This is a genomic window from Cupriavidus neocaledonicus (genome assembly GCF_000372525.1).
Classification (GTDB): Bacteria; Pseudomonadota; Gammaproteobacteria; order Burkholderiales; family Burkholderiaceae; genus Cupriavidus; species Cupriavidus neocaledonicus.
In genome coordinates, this window is sequence record NZ_AQUR01000103.1 from 190,739 (window position 1) to 209,983 (window position 19,245).

10 protein-coding genes are annotated in these 19,245 nt (G+C 65.5%); 6 read left to right on the forward strand and 4 right to left on the reverse strand.

Features of this window, described 5'->3' with window-relative positions:
* Positions 1 to 64 precede the first annotated feature (64 nt).
* The 6 genes from tssH (at position 65) to tssA (ending at position 11,783) form a co-directional block, all read left to right on the forward strand.
* Positions 65 to 2,794: a type VI secretion system ATPase TssH gene (gene tssH / locus A3AG_RS0122160; RefSeq protein ID WP_018007538.1), complete on the forward strand. Its 2,730-nt coding sequence runs from the start codon at positions 65 to 67 to the stop codon at positions 2,792 to 2,794.
* Positions 2,795 to 2,834: 40 nt separating this feature from the next.
* Positions 2,835 to 5,630 carry a type VI secretion system Vgr family protein gene (locus tag A3AG_RS0122165; RefSeq protein WP_018007539.1) on the forward strand — a complete coding sequence of 932 codons (2,796 nt, stop codon included), beginning with the start codon at positions 2,835 to 2,837 and terminating at the stop codon, positions 5,628 to 5,630.
* Positions 5,631 to 5,675: 45 nt separating this feature from the next.
* The gene (locus A3AG_RS31890; RefSeq protein ID WP_081610766.1) at positions 5,676 to 6,752 is read left to right on the forward strand and encodes a DUF4123 domain-containing protein; all 1,077 of its coding nucleotides are present in this window, start codon (positions 5,676 to 5,678) and stop codon (positions 6,750 to 6,752) included.
* Entirely contained in the window at positions 6,749 to 9,424 is a 2,676-nt protein-coding gene (locus A3AG_RS0122175; protein ID WP_018007541.1) for a T6SS effector BTH_I2691 family protein, read from the forward strand. The genes A3AG_RS31890 and A3AG_RS0122175 overlap by 4 nt, the downstream gene beginning before the upstream one ends.
* Before the next feature lie 26 nt (positions 9,425 to 9,450).
* Positions 9,451 to 10,590 (forward strand): DUF6708 domain-containing protein, encoded by a 1,140-nt coding sequence (locus tag A3AG_RS0122180; protein WP_018007542.1) that lies wholly within the window; start codon positions 9,451 to 9,453, stop codon positions 10,588 to 10,590.
* A 101-nt stretch (positions 10,591 to 10,691) separates the two neighbouring features.
* A complete protein-coding gene (gene tssA, locus A3AG_RS0122185) occupies positions 10,692 to 11,783 on the forward strand; it encodes a type VI secretion system protein TssA (protein ID WP_026164395.1) in 1,092 nt (363 codons plus the stop codon).
* Between the two features lie 53 nt (positions 11,784 to 11,836).
* Here the strand turns inward: tssA and A3AG_RS0122190 are convergent, their stop codons facing one another.
* Genes A3AG_RS0122190 through A3AG_RS0122205 form a run of 4 tightly spaced genes read right to left on the reverse strand, consistent with a single transcriptional unit; the run spans position 11,837 to position 19,214 of the window.
* Complete coding sequence (locus tag A3AG_RS0122190; protein WP_035849417.1) at positions 11,837 to 12,709, reverse strand: OmpA family protein; 873 nt, start codon at positions 12,707 to 12,709, stop codon at positions 11,837 to 11,839.
* Positions 12,710 to 12,711: 2 nt separating this feature from the next.
* Positions 12,712 to 13,701 carry a type VI secretion system-associated protein TagF gene (tagF, locus tag A3AG_RS0122195; RefSeq protein ID WP_018007545.1) on the reverse strand — a complete coding sequence of 330 codons (990 nt, stop codon included), beginning with the start codon at positions 13,699 to 13,701 and terminating at the stop codon, positions 12,712 to 12,714.
* A complete protein-coding gene (tssM, locus tag A3AG_RS0122200; protein ID WP_018007546.1) occupies positions 13,698 to 17,660 on the reverse strand; it encodes a type VI secretion system membrane subunit TssM in 3,963 nt (1,320 codons plus the stop codon). Before tssM ends, tagF begins: the two co-directional genes overlap by 4 nt.
* 60 nt (positions 17,661 to 17,720) lie before the next feature.
* Positions 17,721 to 19,214 carry a hypothetical protein gene (locus A3AG_RS0122205; protein ID WP_018007547.1) on the reverse strand — a complete coding sequence of 498 codons (1,494 nt, stop codon included), beginning with the start codon at positions 19,212 to 19,214 and terminating at the stop codon, positions 17,721 to 17,723.
* Positions 19,215 to 19,245 lie beyond the last annotated feature (31 nt).

Below are 19,245 nucleotides of genomic sequence, written 5' to 3' on the forward strand. Positions count from 1 at the left end.
GTCACGATTTCGCCACTAACGCGCGCCACCAACGCGATTCACACCTACCGGAGCCCAAGCCGCCATGGCCATTCCCCTCAAGACGTTGATCGCCAAACTGAATGCAAGCTGCCGGCAGGCCGCAGAGCGCGCCGCGTCGCTGTGCATGGCGCGCGGCAACTATGAGGTCGACCTGGAGCACCTGTTCCTGGCGTTGCTGGAAAACGCGCGCAGCGATTTCTCGGTGGCCGTGCGTGCCAGCGGCATCGATCCCTCGGCGCTGCAGCGCGACCTGGAAGCGGAAATCGCGCGCTTCAAGGACGGCAACACGCGCACGCCGGCTTTTTCGCCGTATCTGCCGAAGCTGTTCGAACATGCGTGGCTGATCGCGTCGCTCGACTCCCAGACGACCCGCATCCGATCCGGCCACCTGCTGCTGGCCTTGCTGACAGAGCCGGCGCTGGCGCCGCTGGCAGTACGCGGCTCGCATCGCTTTGCGGAGTTCGATGCGGACCGCCTCAAGCATGATTTTGACAAGCTGACCGCCGGTTCCGAAGAGCGGGAGCAGGCGGTGGACATGGCCGATGGCAGCGGGACCACGGCAAGCGCCAGCGGTGCCACGGCGGCGCCCGCGTTGACCGCGACGCCGGCGCTCGACCAGTTCACCGTCGACCTGACCCAGTCCGCCCGCGATGGCCGTATCGACCCGGTGATCGGGCGCGATGCCGAAATCCGCCAGGTCATCGACATCCTGATGCGGCGCCGGCAGAACAACCCAATCCTGACCGGCGAGGCCGGCGTCGGCAAGACCGCGGTGGTCGAAGGCCTTGCGCAGCGTATTGCGGTGGGCGACGTGCCGCCGCCGCTGCAGGGCGTGACCGTGCGTACGCTCGACATGGGGCTGCTGCAGGCCGGTGCCAGCGTGAAAGGCGAATTCGAGAATCGCCTGAAGAACGTCATCGAGGAAGTCCGCAAGAGCCCGCAGCCCATCATCCTGTTTATCGACGAAGCCCATACCATCATCGGCGCGGGCGGGCAGGCCGGGCAGAACGATGCCGCCAACCTGCTCAAGCCTGCGCTGGCGCGCGGCGAGCTGCGAACCATCGCCGCGACGACCTGGAGCGAGTACAAGAAGTACTTCGAGAAGGACGCCGCCCTGGCGCGTCGCTTCCAGGTGGTCAAGGTCGACGAGCCCAGCGAGACGCTGGCTGCAGCGATGCTGCGCGGCATGGTTCCGCTGATGGAGCGCCATTTCGGCGTGCGCGTGCTGGACGAAGCCATCACCGAGGCGGTGCGCCTTTCGCATCGCTACATCAGCGGCCGCCAGCTGCCGGACAAGGCGGTCAGCGTGCTCGATACTGCTTGCGCCAAGGTGGCGCTGGGGCAGAACGCCACGCCAGGGCCGATCGAGGACGATCGCAAGGCGCTTGAGCGCCTGGCCGTGGAACTGGCTGCGCTGCAGCGCGAGCAGCGCGTCGGCGCCGCGCACGCGGAGCGTCTGGCAACGCTGGAAGCACAGCGTGCCGAACTGGAGCAACGCGTGACCGCCGCCGATGCGCGCCTGGCGCAGGAGCGCGAGCTGGTGGCGCGCATCCAGGCACTGCGTACGGCACGAGAGCAGGGCAACGATGCGGAGACGGAAGCAGCCGAGCCGGCCATGGCCGCCAACAGCGATGTGGTGGCAATGCCGCGCAAGGGCAGCCGCAAGGCAGCTGCTGCGGCTGCGGAACCCGACGAACTCGACCGGCTGCTGGCGGAGCTTCGTGCGCTCCAGGGTGAAGCGCCGATGGTGCCGTTGCAGGTCGACGGGCACGTGGTTTCGGAGATTGTATCGGCATGGACCGGGATTCCCCTTGGCCGCATGGTCAAGGATGAGCTGCGCACGGTGCTGAACCTGAAGCCCTTGCTGGCCGCGCGCGTGATCGGCCAGGACCATGCGCTGGATGCAATCGCCCAGCGCGTGCGCACCGCCACCGCGAACCTGGAAGATCCAAACAAGCCGCGGGGCGTGTTCCTGTTCGCCGGCCCGTCCGGCGTGGGCAAGACCGAAACCGCGCTGGCGCTGGCAGACATCCTCTACGGTGGCGAACGCAAGCTCATCACCATCAACATGAGCGAGTACCAGGAAGCGCACAGCGTGTCGGGGCTGAAGGGATCGCCGCCGGGCTATGTCGGTTATGGCGAGGGCGGCGTGCTGACCGAGGCCGTGCGCCGCAACCCCTACAGCGTGGTGTTGCTGGACGAGATCGAGAAGGCCCACCCGGATGTGCTGGAGATGTTCTTCCAGGTGTTCGACAAGGGCGAGATGGACGATGCCGAAGGGCGGCCCATCGACTTCCGCAACACCATCATCATCCTGACGTCGAATGTCGGCTCGTCGGCCATCATGCAGGCCTGCCTGAACAAGCCCGCGGAGGAACTGCCTGACGCCGACGCCCTGGCCGAGATGCTGCGACCGACACTGTACAAGGCCTTCAAGCCGGCCTTCCTGGGACGTACCAAGGTAGTGCCGTACTACCCGATTCCGGACGACGTGCTGGTGGAAATCATCACGCTCAAGCTGGGCCGCATCCGCGACCGTGTGGCCGCCAACCACAAGGCGGAATTCCAGTGGGATAACGCGCTGGTCGAGGCGGTGCTGGCGCGCTGCACCGAAGTCGATGCCGGTGCGCGTGCGGTCGACCAAATCCTGAACGGGACGCTGCTTCCGGAAATCGCGCAGACCGTGCTGGTGTGCATGGCTGAAGGCGGCGGCGTCGACAAGATCAAGGTCACCACGGGCAAGAACGGTGAGTTCAAGTATCGCATCAGCTGATATCGGCATGCGCAGACTGGTGACATCGCGGGAGTAATTCATGGTTTCAGCGACCGACCTGGCCAAACTGCTTGGCGCCGCTTTCACGCAGGCCAACCGCTTGCTGCGCCTGCAGACGCCCCTTGGGCAAGACGCGCTGATGCCGGAGCAGCTGCAGGCGGCAGAGCAGCTGGACGGCGGCGGGTTTCGCATCGAACTGACGGCGGTATCGGATAACGCCGGCATCGAGGCGCAAAGCCTGCTGGGCCAGGCCGTGCGCGTCGACCTGCTGACCCAGCGCAGCCGCACCACGCTGCGGCCCTTCCATGGCCACGTCACGCGCTTCGAGCGCGTGGGCGCCAATGGTGGGCTGGCGCGCTACCGGATGGTGGTGGAACCCTGGCTGGCATTCCTGCGCCACCGCCGCGACAGCTTCCTGTTCCAGGACATGTCGGTGGTCGACGTGGTGGACAGCGTGTTCGGCGACTACAACGGCCAGGGCAAGCTGGTGCCGGCGTGGCGCTGGGCGCTGCGCGACGCCTCGGCCTATCCGCGCCGCAGCATCGTCACGCAGTACGAAGAGAGCGACTTCGACTTTGTGACGCGCCTGCTCGCCGAAGAAGGCTTGTTCTATTACTTCGAACATGAAGCCGGCGACGGCGAGGCGCTCGGCACGCACCGCATGGTGATCGCCGATGCCAACGATGTCTTCCAGGACAACGAACAGGCCAGCATCCGCTTCGGCCGCGCCGATGCCACCGCTGCCGAAGACGTGATCGACCGCTGGCAAGGCGCGCGCAGGCTGCAGACCAATGCCGTCGCCGTGGCCAGCTGGGACTACCGCGCCAAGGCGGTGCGCAGCGCCGAGGCCGGTGCGCCGGCCGAGGGCAATTCCGCTGCCCCGGCCCTGCAGAACACCGACTATCCCGGCCAATACTGGTTCGAAGACGGCGACCAGGCGCAGCGCCATGCACGGCAGCTGGTGGAGGCGCTGGAAGTCCGGCGCCTGTCGTTCTCTGGCGAGGGCAGCGTGCGCACGCTGGCGCCCGCCAGCCGCTTCGTGCTGACCGGCCACTATGACTACGAGCGCGTGCAAGGAGACGACGAGCGCCGCTTTGTCGTCCTGGCGGTGACGCATGCCGCCCGCAACAACCTGAACGAGCGCTTCCGGGGCGTCATCGATCAATTGCTCGGGACAGGCCTGCCTGCTGCGGCGCCAGCTGAAAGTACGTCGGCCGCCGCGGACGTGCCGTTCTACCGCAACCAATTTACGGTTGTGCCGGCAAGGCTTCCATACCGCCCGCAGCAGCTTGACGGACAAGGCCGGCAACTACACCCGCGACCCACCGTCACTGGCGCACAGACCGCCATCGTCATCGGCACCGACGGTCCCGTGCATACCGACCGCGACCATCGGGTAAAGGTCCAGTTCCACTGGCAACGCGGCGCCCGCTCGGCCAGCCGGCTGGCGCATCCCGCGGGCGACGACAACGCCCGCGCCGAAGCCGGTTTGGGCACCTGGGTGCGTGTAGCGACCCCGGTTGCCGGCGCGAACTGGGGCGGCGTGGCATTGCCGCGCGTCGGCCAGGAAGTGGTGGTGGAGTTCCAGCATGGCGACATCGACCGCCCGGTGGTGATCGGCGCCGCGTACAACGGCCGCGGCCAGGCCAGTGCCCAGTACAACCAGAATCAGACTGGCGCTACCAACGCCACCGGCAATGCGCCGGCCTGGTTTGCAGGCAGCACCGAAGCGGCCGATGGCAAGCAGGACAGCGCCGGCCAGGCAAATGGCCAGCAAGGACACGCCCACAACGCGGTCCTATCCGGCATCAAGACACAGGCGCTCGGCAACAGCCAGAACGGTACCGGTGGCTATAACCAGCTGGTCTTTGACGACACCGCCGGGCAAAGCCGCACGCTGCTGTCGACCACACAGGCTGCCTCCGCACTGACGCTCGGTCACCACCTGGAACAGCGCGACAACGCCCGGCAGGCTGCACTCGGCCACGGGGCCGCGCTGGAAACTGCGGACAGCGGCGCGCTGCGTGGCGGTGCGGGCATGCTGCTGACAGCGCACGACGCGGGCACCAGCGTGCCGTTGCTCGACAGCGAAGCAGCCGCTGCGCAGGTAGAGGCCAGCACCGATCTGCTGACTTCGCTGGCAGACGTCGCGCGCAAGCAGAAGGCGAACCTCCCGGAAGAGCCCGCCGCAGCGGAACTGCCGGCCATTGTCCAGCTGAAGCACACCACCGAAGTCCTGCGCCATACAGAAGCTGGCGCAGACGGCAAGGCCAGCGCCACGGCTTACAACGAACCGCATCTGCAAGTCTCCGCACCCAAGGGCATTGCCGCGACCACGCCTGCCGATGCTGTGCTGATCGCCGGTACGCAACTGACCCTTGCCGCGCAGAAGGATGCCAATGTGGCGGCTGGCGGGAATCTGTCAGTGGCGGTTGCGGACGGGCTGAGCCTGTTCACACACGGCAAGGCTGGTGGAGATTCCGGCGCGGGTATTGCCATGCACGCAGCGAGTGGGAAAGTGGTAGTTGCCAGCCTGCAGGGGCAGGGGCGCATCGCCGCGGAGAAGCTGGTGACGGTTTCGTCGTCGCAGGGGGCGGTGAAGGTGCAAGCCAAGGACCATGTGTTGCTGAATGCTGCGGGGGCGCAGGTTCGGGTGGTGGGGAACACGATTGAGGTGCATGCGCCGGGGATGACTACGTTTAAGGGGGCGCGGCATTTGTTTGTGGGGCCGGGGGGAAGTGGGGCGGAGGCGGGGTTGCCGAAGGGGGCGATGAAGGGATGCGACATCCAGGAGGGCGAGGCCGCTAACCTGGGTCTGGCGTCGGTTTCCCGTTGATCGCTTGCAGGCTGACTAACCTTACAGATTATCACGTCAAAACCCATGCTTTCCGACCTCGCGTTGCCAGGAACTCCGCTGTATCTACAAACACTGGCGCTAGCACGCATGTTTGCCGAGCATTGCCAGGCCTCGGCGGGCCTTGATGGCGAACGCAAAAGCGATGAGGCGCCGGTTGCGTGGCTGCTGCTCGACAGCTGGCAAGACAATCCCGTCGGTGAGGCATTTGCCCTTGATTTTGCGGAACATGCCGAGGCCAGGGTCGCAGTGCCGGATCCATTCTTTGAAGGCAGGGCGGGTAGTGCACCGTGCCTCGTTCCCCTGCCGCCGGCCATGCAATGTGCAATACCCGGATCGTTCGCCGAGGCCAAGGCGCAGCAGTGGCTGGCCAGCCATCTGGCCATGGCCTGGCTCGCGTCCAGGCAACGCATGGTGCGGCAGCCGCTGTGCGGTGTGCTGGTTAGCCGCGCACCTGGACATGCCGTCGCAGCGCATCTGCTGCGGCTGGGCTTCCAAATGCGGGGCAAGGAGGAGCCAGCGCGGCTGTTCCGCTATCACGATCCCCGTGTCATGCAACGCGTGTGGAAGCATCTGTCTGCGGCCCAGCAGTCCGCCTGGATGGGGCCGATCGACAACTGGTGGTCGTTGGAGCAGCCGTGGGAGCCGTGGGATCCTGATGAACTAATCGAGGGCATCCCGACCGCCACCGCCGCGCCGGCATGGCAGCACGTTTCCAAGCCACAGGCGGTGCGGGCGGCGGCTGGCATGCTGTTCAGCCGCCTGCTCGATGACGAACAATGGTCATGGGCTGATGCTTCCCCCGTCGCCAGCAAGGTATGGCAGCGGCTGGCAGCAGACGAAGTTGACGTGGCCTTGCAACCTGATGGCATCACGATGAGCAGCATGGTGGCGCAAGGTATTGGAGCAGGTCTGGCAGGTGCCTGCCTGGAAGCCTTTGTGCGAGAAAGTTGGCTGGCGCGCACAGGCTCCGTGCCCCTGAATTGGGATCAGCCCGGGCTGCGCGAACGCCTTGCGGGGATACTGCAGCGGCTGAAGTCCGACCCCGAGGCGTCGTTTGCCGGCCTGCTTCATGAATCCGTACTGGAGAGGAATATCCCATGACCGCAAGCCAGCCTTGCAAGACGCCGTGCTCCAATTGCTCCCGTACCGGGTTGCCGATCCTGTTCGGACGGTATGGTGTCGCCTACCATTCGCAGGCTTCCGCGATGGCATTGCTGAAGCGATATACGCCGAAGGGCCATCTGCAGACCGAGCCGGGAGGCATCGGGCTGGATAAGGCTGCCTATAACCTGCGAATGCTGCGGGCAGGGTACCTGTATCTTTGCATAGAGCGTCTGACCGGAAAGGCATGGGAAGGCTATGCCGTGCATCCGCAAGGGTTCCTGAACAAGTTTGATGTAATGCTTCCCGCCACGGCAAAGGTGAAGATCGCCTGCGCCCGCGGGCCACGCCAGGCAAACAACAGTCTGGTCTGGATCGACAAGCCGACTGAGGTCACGAAAGTCTGGTACATGTTCCATCCGGACCTGCTGGACCCCAGGCATCTCAAGCGCGAGGTAGAGGCAAAGCTCGATACTTACATGCAGAGCTTTGACGCGAAGGGATGGTTCACGGGCAACCACGCGCAAAAAGACACCGCGGAGCCAGAGAATCTATTTGCAGATATGCTGGACTACGGGGCGTTCTCCAATAAGCTCAAGATTTGCGATGCGTGCGAGCCGCTGCTGTATGGTCTGATGGGCAGCAGTGCCAGGGAGCGTGGCTGGGGCGACTACCTTGAAGACGTCGAAATGCCCGTGTATTCGTACGATTACATCAGCCCCGTCGGCGCGACCGAAACCATTCCGATGACGGTCAAGCAGCCAACCTATGGCAAGGCACATGCGACTCGGCTACTGGCCATGCGCGAAATGCTGATGTCAGGAAAAGGAGCGGTCGTTGCCTGCGAGGATCCGCTTGGAATTTGCCAGGAACTCGGGCATCTGCAGGCCGAAGCGCAAGTGGCCTATACCGCCTGGCAGGCCAGAAGCGCGAATGGCCTGCACGAAAGCATCAGCAATGAGTGGGTGTGCCAGACGGCGGTTGCCGCCCAAAGCCTCCGGAAGCTGATTAAGGAGGGCACCGTTGCTCGCACCGAGGCGGATATCAAGCAGCGCATGGAAGTTATTCAGCGCATGCCGCCGATGATCTATCCGGACGAGGCTATGCGCCGGCAGCAGCAGGAAATGATGATGCGCCGGCGCGAAGAGCAACTGGCCCGTGAGCGGGCACTCGCCGCAGCTGCCGGAGAGGCGGAGTACGGCAAGTACTATGACGAGGCAAAGGGCAAGGAAATTCTGGAGGAACAACGGAAGCAGGTTGAGCTGGACGCGCAACTTCGAGCCAATCTGGGCAAGGACCAGGTGGCGTGGCTGAACAGCCAGGCGTTGCTTACGGTTGCAAATTGCTACAGTGCCGCCGATGACCGGATCGGATCTCTGGGAGGTGGAGCAGCATTGTCCAAACAACTGGCACATGCGCTTGCCGGCACGGAGAGCAACCGGTCCGGACACGCATGGATCAAGGCGGCCAAGCTGGTCGATGGAAAGCCGCTGTCTTTGATGCTGACGCGCGGGAATGGCACACTGAAGGCTGCCATGCGTGAGATCATGGGTGAGGGCAGCGTGACGCTTCCATCGGTCGATCCTACGACACCGATTGCCGACAAAGTAGCCAACTGGCTCAAGCCATTTGGCGCACGCGTGGCGCTTGGCGACAAGGCGTTGGGTTTCCTGGATGAGTTTCCGGCCATCAGTCAGAGCGACAAGCTGCAGAAGCTTGCGTGGCCGGCACATGTGGCCAGCTTGATGAGTGTCAAGATGGTGCAGACCGTGCAGGGGATGCCGGTGACGCGTGCCGAAGCGGCCCTGACACGTCTTCTTTCCCTGACTGCTGTTGCAACAGTTGGCAGCACGGCAGACCGCCATGCCGCACAGTTGGCGCAGGCCGAACGAGACCGGCTCAGGAACGCCAAGAATGCCGCAACAGTCCGCGTGAGGCGAGGCCTTCCGGCTGCAGCTGCGAAGGTCGTTCCCAACGCGCGAGCATCAGCGCTGGCAGGTGTGTTGGACGTAGCTCAAGGAATTATCAAGGGTGTTCAGTTCGGTGTGAAAATGGATGCCCGAAGCGGGACCGACATGGTCGGTGGCATCTTGCAAGGCATTGGCAGTGTCATGGACTGGCGTGCCAAAGCCTACGAAGAGACGATCTTCAAGAGCGTCAAGGCGCATGACTTGTTCACCGCTCCGGGGATGCGTAGTACGTTTGAAGGTCTGCAGGTTCGGCACCTCAAAGCACTACGCGTGACCGCGTTCAAGTTCCTGGCGCCGGCAGCAGTGATTTCCATGGTCCTTGACTCCATGGATGCGGTCAAGTCGGCGCAGCGGCAGGAATATGGACTGATGCTGGCGCAGATCGTCAGTGCTGTCGGGACGCTGTTCACGATCGCGGGGTCCGGGGCAAGCATTGTGGCGCTGATGACTGGAGGCGCTGCGGCGGGTATATCGGCCGGTTGGGCCGCTGCGGCCGCGGTATTTGGCCTGATTGGCGCGGTGGTCGCCGTGGTCGCTATCGTTGCCATCTGGGCATTGAGCGACGAGCCATGGGTCAACTGGTTGCAGGACAATCCGTTGAACAAGCTACGCAACAAGGACCGGAAGTCGCCGATCCACGATAATCTGAAGGATACCCTGCAGCAGTTGGCGAACGCACAGGCTGAATTGCAGGGCGGTTAAGCCGGGGCAGATTTACAAGGAATTTCATGTTCGGTCGCGAATACGAATACGCACGCGCAAGGCGTCGGTCCGTCGCCAAGGGCCGTGAATTGTTGAACATTGAAGGACAGCGCCGCTGGCGTGTCAACGAGGCGGGCGCGGCTGAAGGGGTGTTTGTCCCTGGCCGATGCGTCTATGCGCAGAACGATGCCTACCTGGAACTTGCCAACCCGGGCTTCGGTGTGCAGAGCATGGTGACGTCATGGGCGTTGCTGGTACTGCTTGGCTGCCTGTTCACGGTTTGGGTCTGGTATGGCCTGGCTCTCCACCCGCTGCTGTCTGGCAGGATATTTTTCCTGGGCTGGTCCGAGCCCTATGAATCGGCGATGCTTCCGTTGGTGATCGGAGGCTGGACGATTTTGTTGTTCCTCTTGGCCGGCTTCGTGTTCCTCGTAATCATGATGTTCGTTGGTCTGGGAGGGCGTACGGCATTCTTCGGCCCCCTGCGCGGGCGTATTCGGTTCAATCGCAAGACGCGCCAGGTCTATGTCTTGCGCCCAGACTATTGTGGCGGCAACAAGGTGTTTGCATGGGGCCGGCTGGAGGCCGTGCTGAAGCCCTTTCCCGCACGCATGGAGCCCAAAGTGGTCCGCTACAAGCAGGCCCAGCCACTGGCGCTTTACCACCCGCCATTCAATGCTGAGGATCCCGCCGCGGACGGCGAGGACGTTATCTTTATCGAGTCCGCGACGACCGCATACTACCCGGACGGCGTTGCAGGCCTGTGGGAATACATTCGCCAATATATGGAGGAAGGTCCTTCGGTCGACGTGATCCCACCCAATGCGCCGACGACATTCAAACAGGTACCCCGCTACCTGCCACCTGCCTACAGCACCTACTGCGGAATGCCAAGCGCTGCGCAATGCAGGCTGGAGATGGATGCGTCGTTCTATCTACCCCTGTATATGGCCCTGGCGCAATCCACTTGCGCGTGGCCGCGTTTTCCGAAGGCCTGGGAGAGCGATTCGGGTATTGGAGAGCCAGAGGATAGGCCGGTGCAGACAGGTGCTGTGATGACTGCGATGGTGTATCGCGCAGAAGGCAAGCTGGCCCAGGCAGATGAAGTGGAGTTCATGAGGCACTGGGGTACTGCAGAGGGCCTCGACGAGGCGATGGCGCGTTAGCTTCGTTGTTTGTAATTTGGATACGATGGGTAACACTTTGAGACTTAGATTGCCCTTCCAGCGGTACACTTACCCCTTGTTTCCAAAGCTGATTGACCATCATGGCTTCCCTCCAGTTCGACCGCCTGCTTGCCCCCCTTCCTGGCGACCAACCCTGTGGTGAAGACCTGCTCTTCTCTGCTGAATTCGACCGCATTCAGGAGGCGCGCCGCTTCGATGACCCGTCACTGGACCAGGGTGACTGGGTGACGGATATCAAGGAGGCTGACTGGCGCGAGGTCATCGGCATCGCCACCGCGCTGCTGCAGGACCGAACCAAGGACCTTCGCCTTGCGGTCTGGCTGACCGAGGCGCTCTCCAAGGTACGCGGGTTCGCCGGGCTGCGCGACGGCTATCACCTGACGGCGGAACTTTGCAGCCAGTACTGGGATCACCTGCACCCGGTGATGGAAGCCGATGATGTCGACTACCGCACCGGCAGCGTAACGTGGCTGGCAGGGCGATCGAGCCAGCTGATCCGCGAGATTCCGCTGGTCGATGAATCGGCCGGCGGCTACTCGTACGTTGACTGGGAGGTCGCGACGCACCTGGCCGAAGCGATCCGCCGCGACCCTGAGCAGGCGGATGAACTGGCACAGGGCAAGGTCAGCCAAGAGCAGTTCGAGGCAGCGCGCAAGAAGACGCCTGCGGCATTCTATTCGACCCTGCACGCGGACCTGGTGGCTTGCGAGGCTGCGCTGAAGCAGCTGAGCGATGTGCTCGACGAGCAGGCTGGCGAGCATGCACCAAGCTTCCGGCAAGCACGGGAGGAGCTGGAGGCGGTGCGTGCGCTGGTGGAGCGTTTTGTCGGCAAGCCAGCGGAAAAGGCCGCTGGCGCTGATGTGACGCCAGCATCGTCGGCGGTGGTGCAGGCTGGGCAAGCCACAGCGCCGGTCGGCGCCGCCGACACTGTGCATGCAGGCCCCATCCGTACACGCGCACAGGCTCTATCCCAATTGCGCGAGGTTGCAGATTTCTTCCGCCGCACGGAACCGCACAGCCCGGTAGCCTACCTTGCAGCGCGCGCTGCCAAGTGGGGCGACATGCCGCTGCACGCGTGGCTGCGTACGGTGGTCAAGGACGATGCCACGCTGTCGCAGATCGAGGAACTGCTGGGCGTTAGCGCGGATCCTTCCACCGACAACGACGCGTAGTCGCAGGCCACGCCGGCAGTATCGATGCGCCGGCGTGACACAGCAATGCTGGATTACTGCCCCGCCCGGAACTCAATCCTCCGGTTCTTCGCCCGCCCTTCCTCCTTGTCATTCGGTGCCACGGGCTGGTCCGGCCCCACGCCCACCGCAGTCAGCATGCCGGGCTCCCCGCCTTTGCCGATCAGGTAGTTCTTCACCGTCTCGGCGCGTGCCTGGCTTAGCGTCAGGTTCAGCGCGCGGCTGCCGGAGTTGTCGGTGTGGCCGACAATCTCGATCTTGCGGCCGCTCAGGCGCGGCAGCACCGCGGCCATTTCATCGAGGATGGCGCGACCCTTGGGCGTCAGCGTGGCGGCGCCCGTCTCGAATTCGATGATCCGGTTTGCCAGGGTCTGGTCCAGCAGGTTCTGTTCCGAGGCCGGCACGCGCAGGCCGTTCTTCACCGTATAGCTCTGGCCCAGGCCGGTGGCCATGTCGCTGGCGATCTGCTGGCGCTGGGCCTCGTTGCGCACGTCGCCGTGCACGGATACCTGCGTGCCATCGATGCTCAGCTGGCCGCGACTGACCTGCTTGATTTGCGGCGAGAGGATCTTCTGCACATTGGCCGACCAGTTCGGGGGCGAGACCACGTTGCCGACTTCGATCTGGTCCACCACGTTGGCGCTGCCATACAGCTCGCGCAGGCGCGCCAGCACACTGGCCTTGGTGGCTTCGTCAGGGACCGCGCCGCCTGCGACGACGCGGCCTGAAGGGGCGGCCGCCGGCGCGGCAGGCGTGGCCGTGGTGCCGGGATCGCCGGGCGCGGCATGGCCGGGCAGCATGACCAGCGCGGCCAGCAAGCCCGCGGCCAGTGCAGGGGTACGTGTTCGAACGGCGGCGGAGGCGGCCTTGAAGTGGGCCGCCCGGTTGCGTACTGCATTGACACCCATGCTCATTCCCCGGCAAAGACTTCACGGAAGGTGTCGAGCGCCAGGCGCAGCGACAGCTGCGGCTGGTCCATGTAGCTGACGAACTTGGCCATGCCGTAGTCTCCGTTGACGTGTTGCTCGACCCATTCCGGGTCATCGATATTGATGTTCTGCTCGGCATAGGCCAGCGGCGAGATCACGCCGTGCAGCGTGCGTGACGAGGCGCCGTTGAAGCCGATCACCAGCCGCTCGTTGCCGCCGATCTGCCCGAGGAAGATCGATAGTTCAAAGTCGGCCCGGTGCAGGAAGCGCGATACCAGTTCCAGCCAGAAGCTCGCGACCAGGCTGCGGTAGAGCGGGTCGGCGGGCAGCGGCAGGGTCAGGCCTTTTTCCAGGTGCGACGATCCGGACGACATCAGCGGCTGCAGCAGGATGCCGAGCGCCAGCAGCGTGCGGCGCAAGCGTACATGCTGGCCCTGGCCGGCCAGCATGTGTTCCAGGCCGGCCACGGTCTGGAAGTCGATGAAGTCGGCAAAGCTGGCGTCGTGGGTCTGGGCGCCGGCACCGGTTTCCACGCCCAGCTGGGACTGGGCCAGCTGCTGCAGGCCTTCGGTGGCATCGGAGGCCTGGGCGAGCGCATGCATCTGCTGCCCGGCGCGCGTCCACAGGCGGGCCAGCGCCAGCGGGCTGCGGGCGATGAATTGCAAGGGACGCTCCACCTCCATCGCCGCTGCCGTCAGGAACGGGAAGCGCCGCGACGACAGGTCGCTGCTGGCCATCAGCACACCCGCAATGGCGAGCTTGCTTTGCGAGCCCAGGAAGGCGAAGTGCATCGGCTTCCACGCGTCATAGCAAGCCTTCCAGGCCGGGTCTTCGGCCAGCAGTTCCATGCCTTGCGCAAGCCAGCGGTCCAGCGTATCGAGCAGCTGGGTGTTATTGGCACTCTTGACGAAGTCGCCCCGGGAAGGGAGCTTGCCGAAATAGGACAGCTGCAGTTGGGTCGGCTGGCTCATTGCGCCGTACCTCCTTGGTTGACTTGGGCCGAGGCCTGCGCGCTGCCCGGCGTGCTGGCCTGCGGGTTCGGGACAGGCGGGGCGGACGGCGCTGCCGCGGGCGAAGTCGACGGTGAAGCGGCTGGCGGCGTCGCGGTATTGAGCGGCGCATTGGCGTCGGCGATCGCGGTCGGCAGGCGCAGGCCGCGCAGGCCCTGGCTCTGCGGCGAGTCGGATGCGCTGGCGTTGCCCGCGGTCTGCGGGCTGCTGATGATGCGCAATGCCACGCTGACCGCGATGTTGTCGCGGCTCCAGGTCAGGTCGAAGGCGCCATCCGGGCGGCGCTTGCGCGCAGCGGTCGCAATCAGGCGCTCGAGGCCAAAGCGGCCGGGCTCGTTAAGCAGCTCGACGGAGCGCCCATCGAAGGTCGTCGCCGTGATCTTCGCGCCCGGCGAACCCTGCGGGTTAGGCCAGACAAAGTTGGCCCACTGCGCCGGCGTATTGCGATAGCGCAGCTGCTGCCCGTCGATCTCGATGGTGTACTCGGTGGTGCCGGTCGCGGGCGTCGGCAGGATCTGGAATACGGTCTGCTGGGCCGCCGCGGCCGTGGCGCCGCCACCGCCGCCCGCCGCGCCGCCGGTCAGCGGCGCCACCCAGCGCGTGAAGTTGGTGGTGAACTCCGGCGCCAGCGTCAGGCCCAGGTCGCCCCAGGTGCGCGCGGCCAGCATGTCGCCGCGGCGCACCGACAGCGGACCGATGGTGGCGGTGGTAAACTTGGCGATGGCCCCCTCCGGCCCGAAGATCTGGCCGATTTCCGCCGCGCTGGCTTCGATCTTGGCATCCGAGGCAAACGGGTACTTGGTCGCCAGGGTCTGGCTGAACGGCTGGTACACCTGTGCGTTCCAGACCTTGTTGATCTCGACGCTGGCCGGGCGGATCACCACGGCGTAAGACTGCAGCAGCGGGCGCACCAGCAGCGGCCGCAGTGCCTGGCGCTGGCTGTCGGTGAGGCCGGTCATCATCTGCTCGTCGACATACTTCAGAGCATCGGACAGCTCCGAACCATTGCCATCCAGCGTCTGCTGCATCAGCTGGCGTGCGCCAGGGCCGGGGTCGCCCTGGTTCTTGAGCTGGTTGAAGCGCGTGCGCACCTTCGACAGCGACTCCATATAGCCGCGCAGCATCGAGTTGTTGTCATGCATGACGACGATGCGCGCCAGGCCCGAGAACTCCTTGCCGACCGGGCCCATCGGGATGGCGCCCGCGGCGGTATTGGCGCCGCTGACATCGACATTGACACTGACCTGCGAGGGCGTGCCGCGCGAGATCAGGCGCTTGAACCAGTCGAGCATGCCGGACTTGGCTTGCTTCAGGCCGGCATTGAGCAGCGACGGGTTGTCCCACGAGGTCTGCTCATAAGCAGTGTCCAGCACCTTGCGGATCGGCGAGTTTGCAGGATCACCAAGCAGGTTCATGCTGGCCACCGCCTGCTCGAAGCTGCCGAAATCCTGGATGGTCACGCCCTGCATGAAGCGCTGCCATTCCCGCGCGTATTCGGTCTTGTACATCGTGACCAGCGTCTTCTGGATCTGCTCGGGACTGCCTTCCAGGGTCAGGTCATCGCGCGCGGCAACGTTGAGCACCCAGTCCTTGCTCTGCAGTTCCTTGCTGGCGGCCTCGCGGATGGCAGGCTGCACGTAGCCAAGCCAGGCCTCGCGCGTGAAGGTGCCGGGCACGGCGTAGCTGCCGGCGACCACGGAGGCGCCGGTGTCGCCCACGATTCGGGCCACGGTCATCGGGGCAAAGCGGGTGGAGGCGCGGGCCTTGATCTCGGCGTAGGCGCGCTCGCGCGCGGGCATGCCGCGCACCACGCGGCGCAGGTTCTCGCGGGACTGGTCGATCAGCGACAGGTTGCCTTCGAGCAGCGGCCAGTTGTCGTCATTGACGCGGGCCAGGAAGAACGACAGGTTGCGCTCCGCCGAACGGATCAGCTGCTCGCGCGGCATATTGCCGCGATTGTCTTCGAGCCAGCCGCGCCAGAAGCGGGTCATCTGGTCGGTCAGGTGCGCGACCTCGACATGGCGCTTGTCGGCCAGCATCAGGTAGGTCTTGAGCGCGTTGTACGCGTCTTCCACGTTGGAGGGGGAGGCGTCGGTGTAGCGCTTGCCAGCGGCGGGCGCGGCGGTTGTCGCAGCGGTGGCGGCGGTGGCAGCGGGCGCGGAAGCCGGTGCTGTCGACGCCAGCGACGTCGCGGCCACTGCTCCGGTTTCCGGCGGGCGCACCATCGGCGCAAGCTGCTCGGGATGGGCGTTGACTTCTGCCAGGAAGGTCTCGATGGCCCCGCCGACCGGTTTCAGCATCACCTGGCGCAGGCCGTTGTAGTACTCGTCCAGCAGCTTGTGCTGCAGCGTGTCGCCCTGGTACAGACCGAGCGACAGCGCCAGCGGATGGTCGGCGCGGAAGCGCTCAAGCTGCTCGATGCGGTCCTGCAGGATGTCCAGCGCTTCCAGCCGCGCCTGCAGGTCGACGCGGTTCTGCTGCATCTTGACGATCTTGTCCAGGTCCGCCTGCACGTTTGCGGTCAGCTGCCGGTTGCCGAGAAACGACCAGGTCCAGCCGCCCAGCAGCAGGCCCAGCACCAGCACCAGCCCGAAGAACGTGGCAAAGCGCAGCCGCGTCTTGGCGGGGCTGGCGAACTGGCGCACGGTGCGGCGGTCGGCGAAGATCACCTTCGAGAACAGGTCGCGCAGGAAGAAGCCGTTCTTCGAGAACACCTCGCGGTTGCCGGCCACGCCTTCCAGCTTGAGCCCGAAACGGCGCGCGATGCGCTCGGCCGAGACGCTGGTGGTGCTGGCCTCCTGCACAGCGCTGGTGAAGTAGAAGCCGCGGAACACGGGCTTGTACTGGAACGGGTTCTCGTCGAACAGCGTGACCAGGAAGGCGCGCAGCGTGGGCTTGACCGAGGCGAACTCCAGCGGAAAGCTCAGCAGCCCCGGCGACAGCTTGCCGTTGCGGTGCTGCGCGATCTGCGCCACGCTGATCTCCTTCAGGCCGTCGCACAGTTCGTCGAAGCGCTGGTCGAATACAGAGGCGACGTCGCGGCGCTCTTCGGGAGCGAAGGGCAGGGTGGCGCCCCAGACGCGGTCGCGCTCCTGCTTCTCGTTGTCGCCAAAGAATTCGGTAAAGCCGGTGATCAGGTCGGCCTTGGTGAACATCACGTAGACCGGCGCGAATACTTCAAGCCGCTCGGTCAGTTCCTGCACGCGCTGGCGCAGGTTCTTGGCCAGGTTGATGGCGAACTCGGGCCGGTTCTGCGTCAGCTCCGGAATGCTGACCGTGACCACGATGCCGTTGATCGGCGCCTTGGGCCGATAGCGCTTGAGCAGGTCCAGGAAGCCCAGCCATTCGCGCCGGTCTTCCTCATGCACGGCATAGCGGCCAGCGGTATCGAGCAGGATGCCTTCGGTGGTGAAGAACCAGTCGCAGTTGCGCGTGCCGCCAATGCCGTGGATCACGGCGTTGTTCTTGTCGGCGAACGGAAATTGCAGACCCGAGTTCAGCACCGCCGTGCTCTTGCCCGCCGCGGGGTTGCCGATCACGATATACCAGGGCAGCTCGTAGAGCGCCTCGCTCCCCGACATCTGCCCCAGCTTCGAGGTCTTGATGGTCTTCACGGCGCTGGCCAGGCGCGTGCGCAGCGCCTCGACCTCGTCGCGCTTGTCGGGCGGCGCGGCCTTGGCGGCCATGTCGGCCTGCTGCTCGAGGATGCCCTCGAGCTTGCCGCTGGCCCGGCGCGCGCGCCAGCGCTTCCACAGGTAGGTGGCCAGCCACGCCAGCAGCAATACGCCCAGGACAATGGCGACCCAGGCCAGCCCGATTTCTAAAGTCTGCGCCATCAGCAACAGGAAGACGGTCAGCACGACCACGCCAAATACCGACAGCGTGCGTGTGTGGGTCAGGAAGTTAAGGATGCGATGCATGTTGCCTTTGGCTCGGGAGCAATACGGGATTCGGGGGCGCGGTTCGGGTCAGGCGATGGATCACGCCGGCAGGATTGCGACGGCGCCACGCTGCTGCGCGTCGCCGGCGCTCAGTGCCAGCACGGGCCGGCCGCCGTCGAGCGCCAGCTGATGGGCCACGACCACTGGCAGCAGCGCACCGGCGGCGCCGGCATAGCCGCACGGCAGGCCCAGCGCCAGCAGGTCGGCAACGGGGTCCAGCGTGGGGAAACGCGTGCTGACGACCTGGGCGATCTCGACCGTGCGCACGGGGTGGACGCCGGTGTCTGTGACGACGGTTGCCACGGCCGCCGGGGCTTCTTCGGACTGCTGCGCGGTGTCTGCTGCATCCTGGGGCGCGGCTTCGGCCTTGCCGGCAATGGTCTCGAGCGCCTGGGTGACAGCCTGGGCCAGGGCCTCGAGCTGGGGCTGGCCGCGGTCTGCGGTAGGCGCTTCCAGGCGGGCCATTGCAGCGCGCGTAATGAGGATCGGTGCGCTATCGGCTTGGGCGTCGGCATCCTCGTCCGTGCCGGTCTTGGCCGCGCCGGCGGCAGGCCGGTGCGCGCCCAGCAACACGCCGGCGGCGGCCTCGCCCGGGGTCCGGCCATGCGGGCAGCGCGCACTGAACAACTGGTCTTCCTGTTCCAGGGCCTCGATGGTATTGGCGCCGATCAGCGAATCCGCGGCCACCAGCATGCGTAGCGCCGGCTGGCCGTCGACCGGGCGGTTCACGGCCTGGGTGGCACGATCCAGCAGCAGCAGGGCATCGCCGTCGCCGCGCGCGGCCGTGGCTTCGAGCGTCAGTCGCGCGGCTGGCCAGTATTGGGACAAGCGCTCGCGCAACCAGTCGCCTGCCGCGGCCTGGCGCGGTTCAGGCCAGCCGCGTGGCAGCAGCAGGGTGGCCACCAGCGGCGCGGTGCTGTCCGGCACGGCCTGGTCGTGGCCGGCTGGCGCGTAGACGGCCGCCTGCATGGCCAGCTCGTCGGTGACCTCGGCCGCCAGCGCGAGTGCGCGCAGGGCCTCGTCGTCCCAGACCAGATCAGGCGTGCGCGCGTTGAATTCCGTGCGCAGGCTTTCGATATCGAGCGACTCGACCTGGGCAGCAAAGACAGGCGCGGGCAAGCCATCCATCGCAACCAGGCCGGGCCGGTTGCCGGCCTTGGCGGCCTCCGCCAGCGCATCGGGTGCGTTGCCGGCGGGCGTGCGCACGGCGGTGGCAAGCAGCGCCGCGCGCCAGGTACGGGTGGGATCGTTGGGCTGCGCCTGCGTCCCCTCCACGGCATTGCCGGCTTCTCCGGGCGCCGCAGTGGCGGGTGTTTGGCTGGCGGCCGCGACATTGGTGCGGATCCCGTCCAGGGCCCGCTTGATGACCAGGTAGGCAGCCACCATGCCCGCCGGCATCAGCGCCAGGTGCGTGACGATATCCGTAGTGGTCGGCATGCGGTTGATCGACTGCCACCAGGCAATGGTCGCGACCCACACCACGGCGAACACCGCGAACAGGATCAGCGTGGACTTGATCAGTCTTGGAAACATGGTTTCGTGTCGAGTAGCGGCGCAAGGGCGT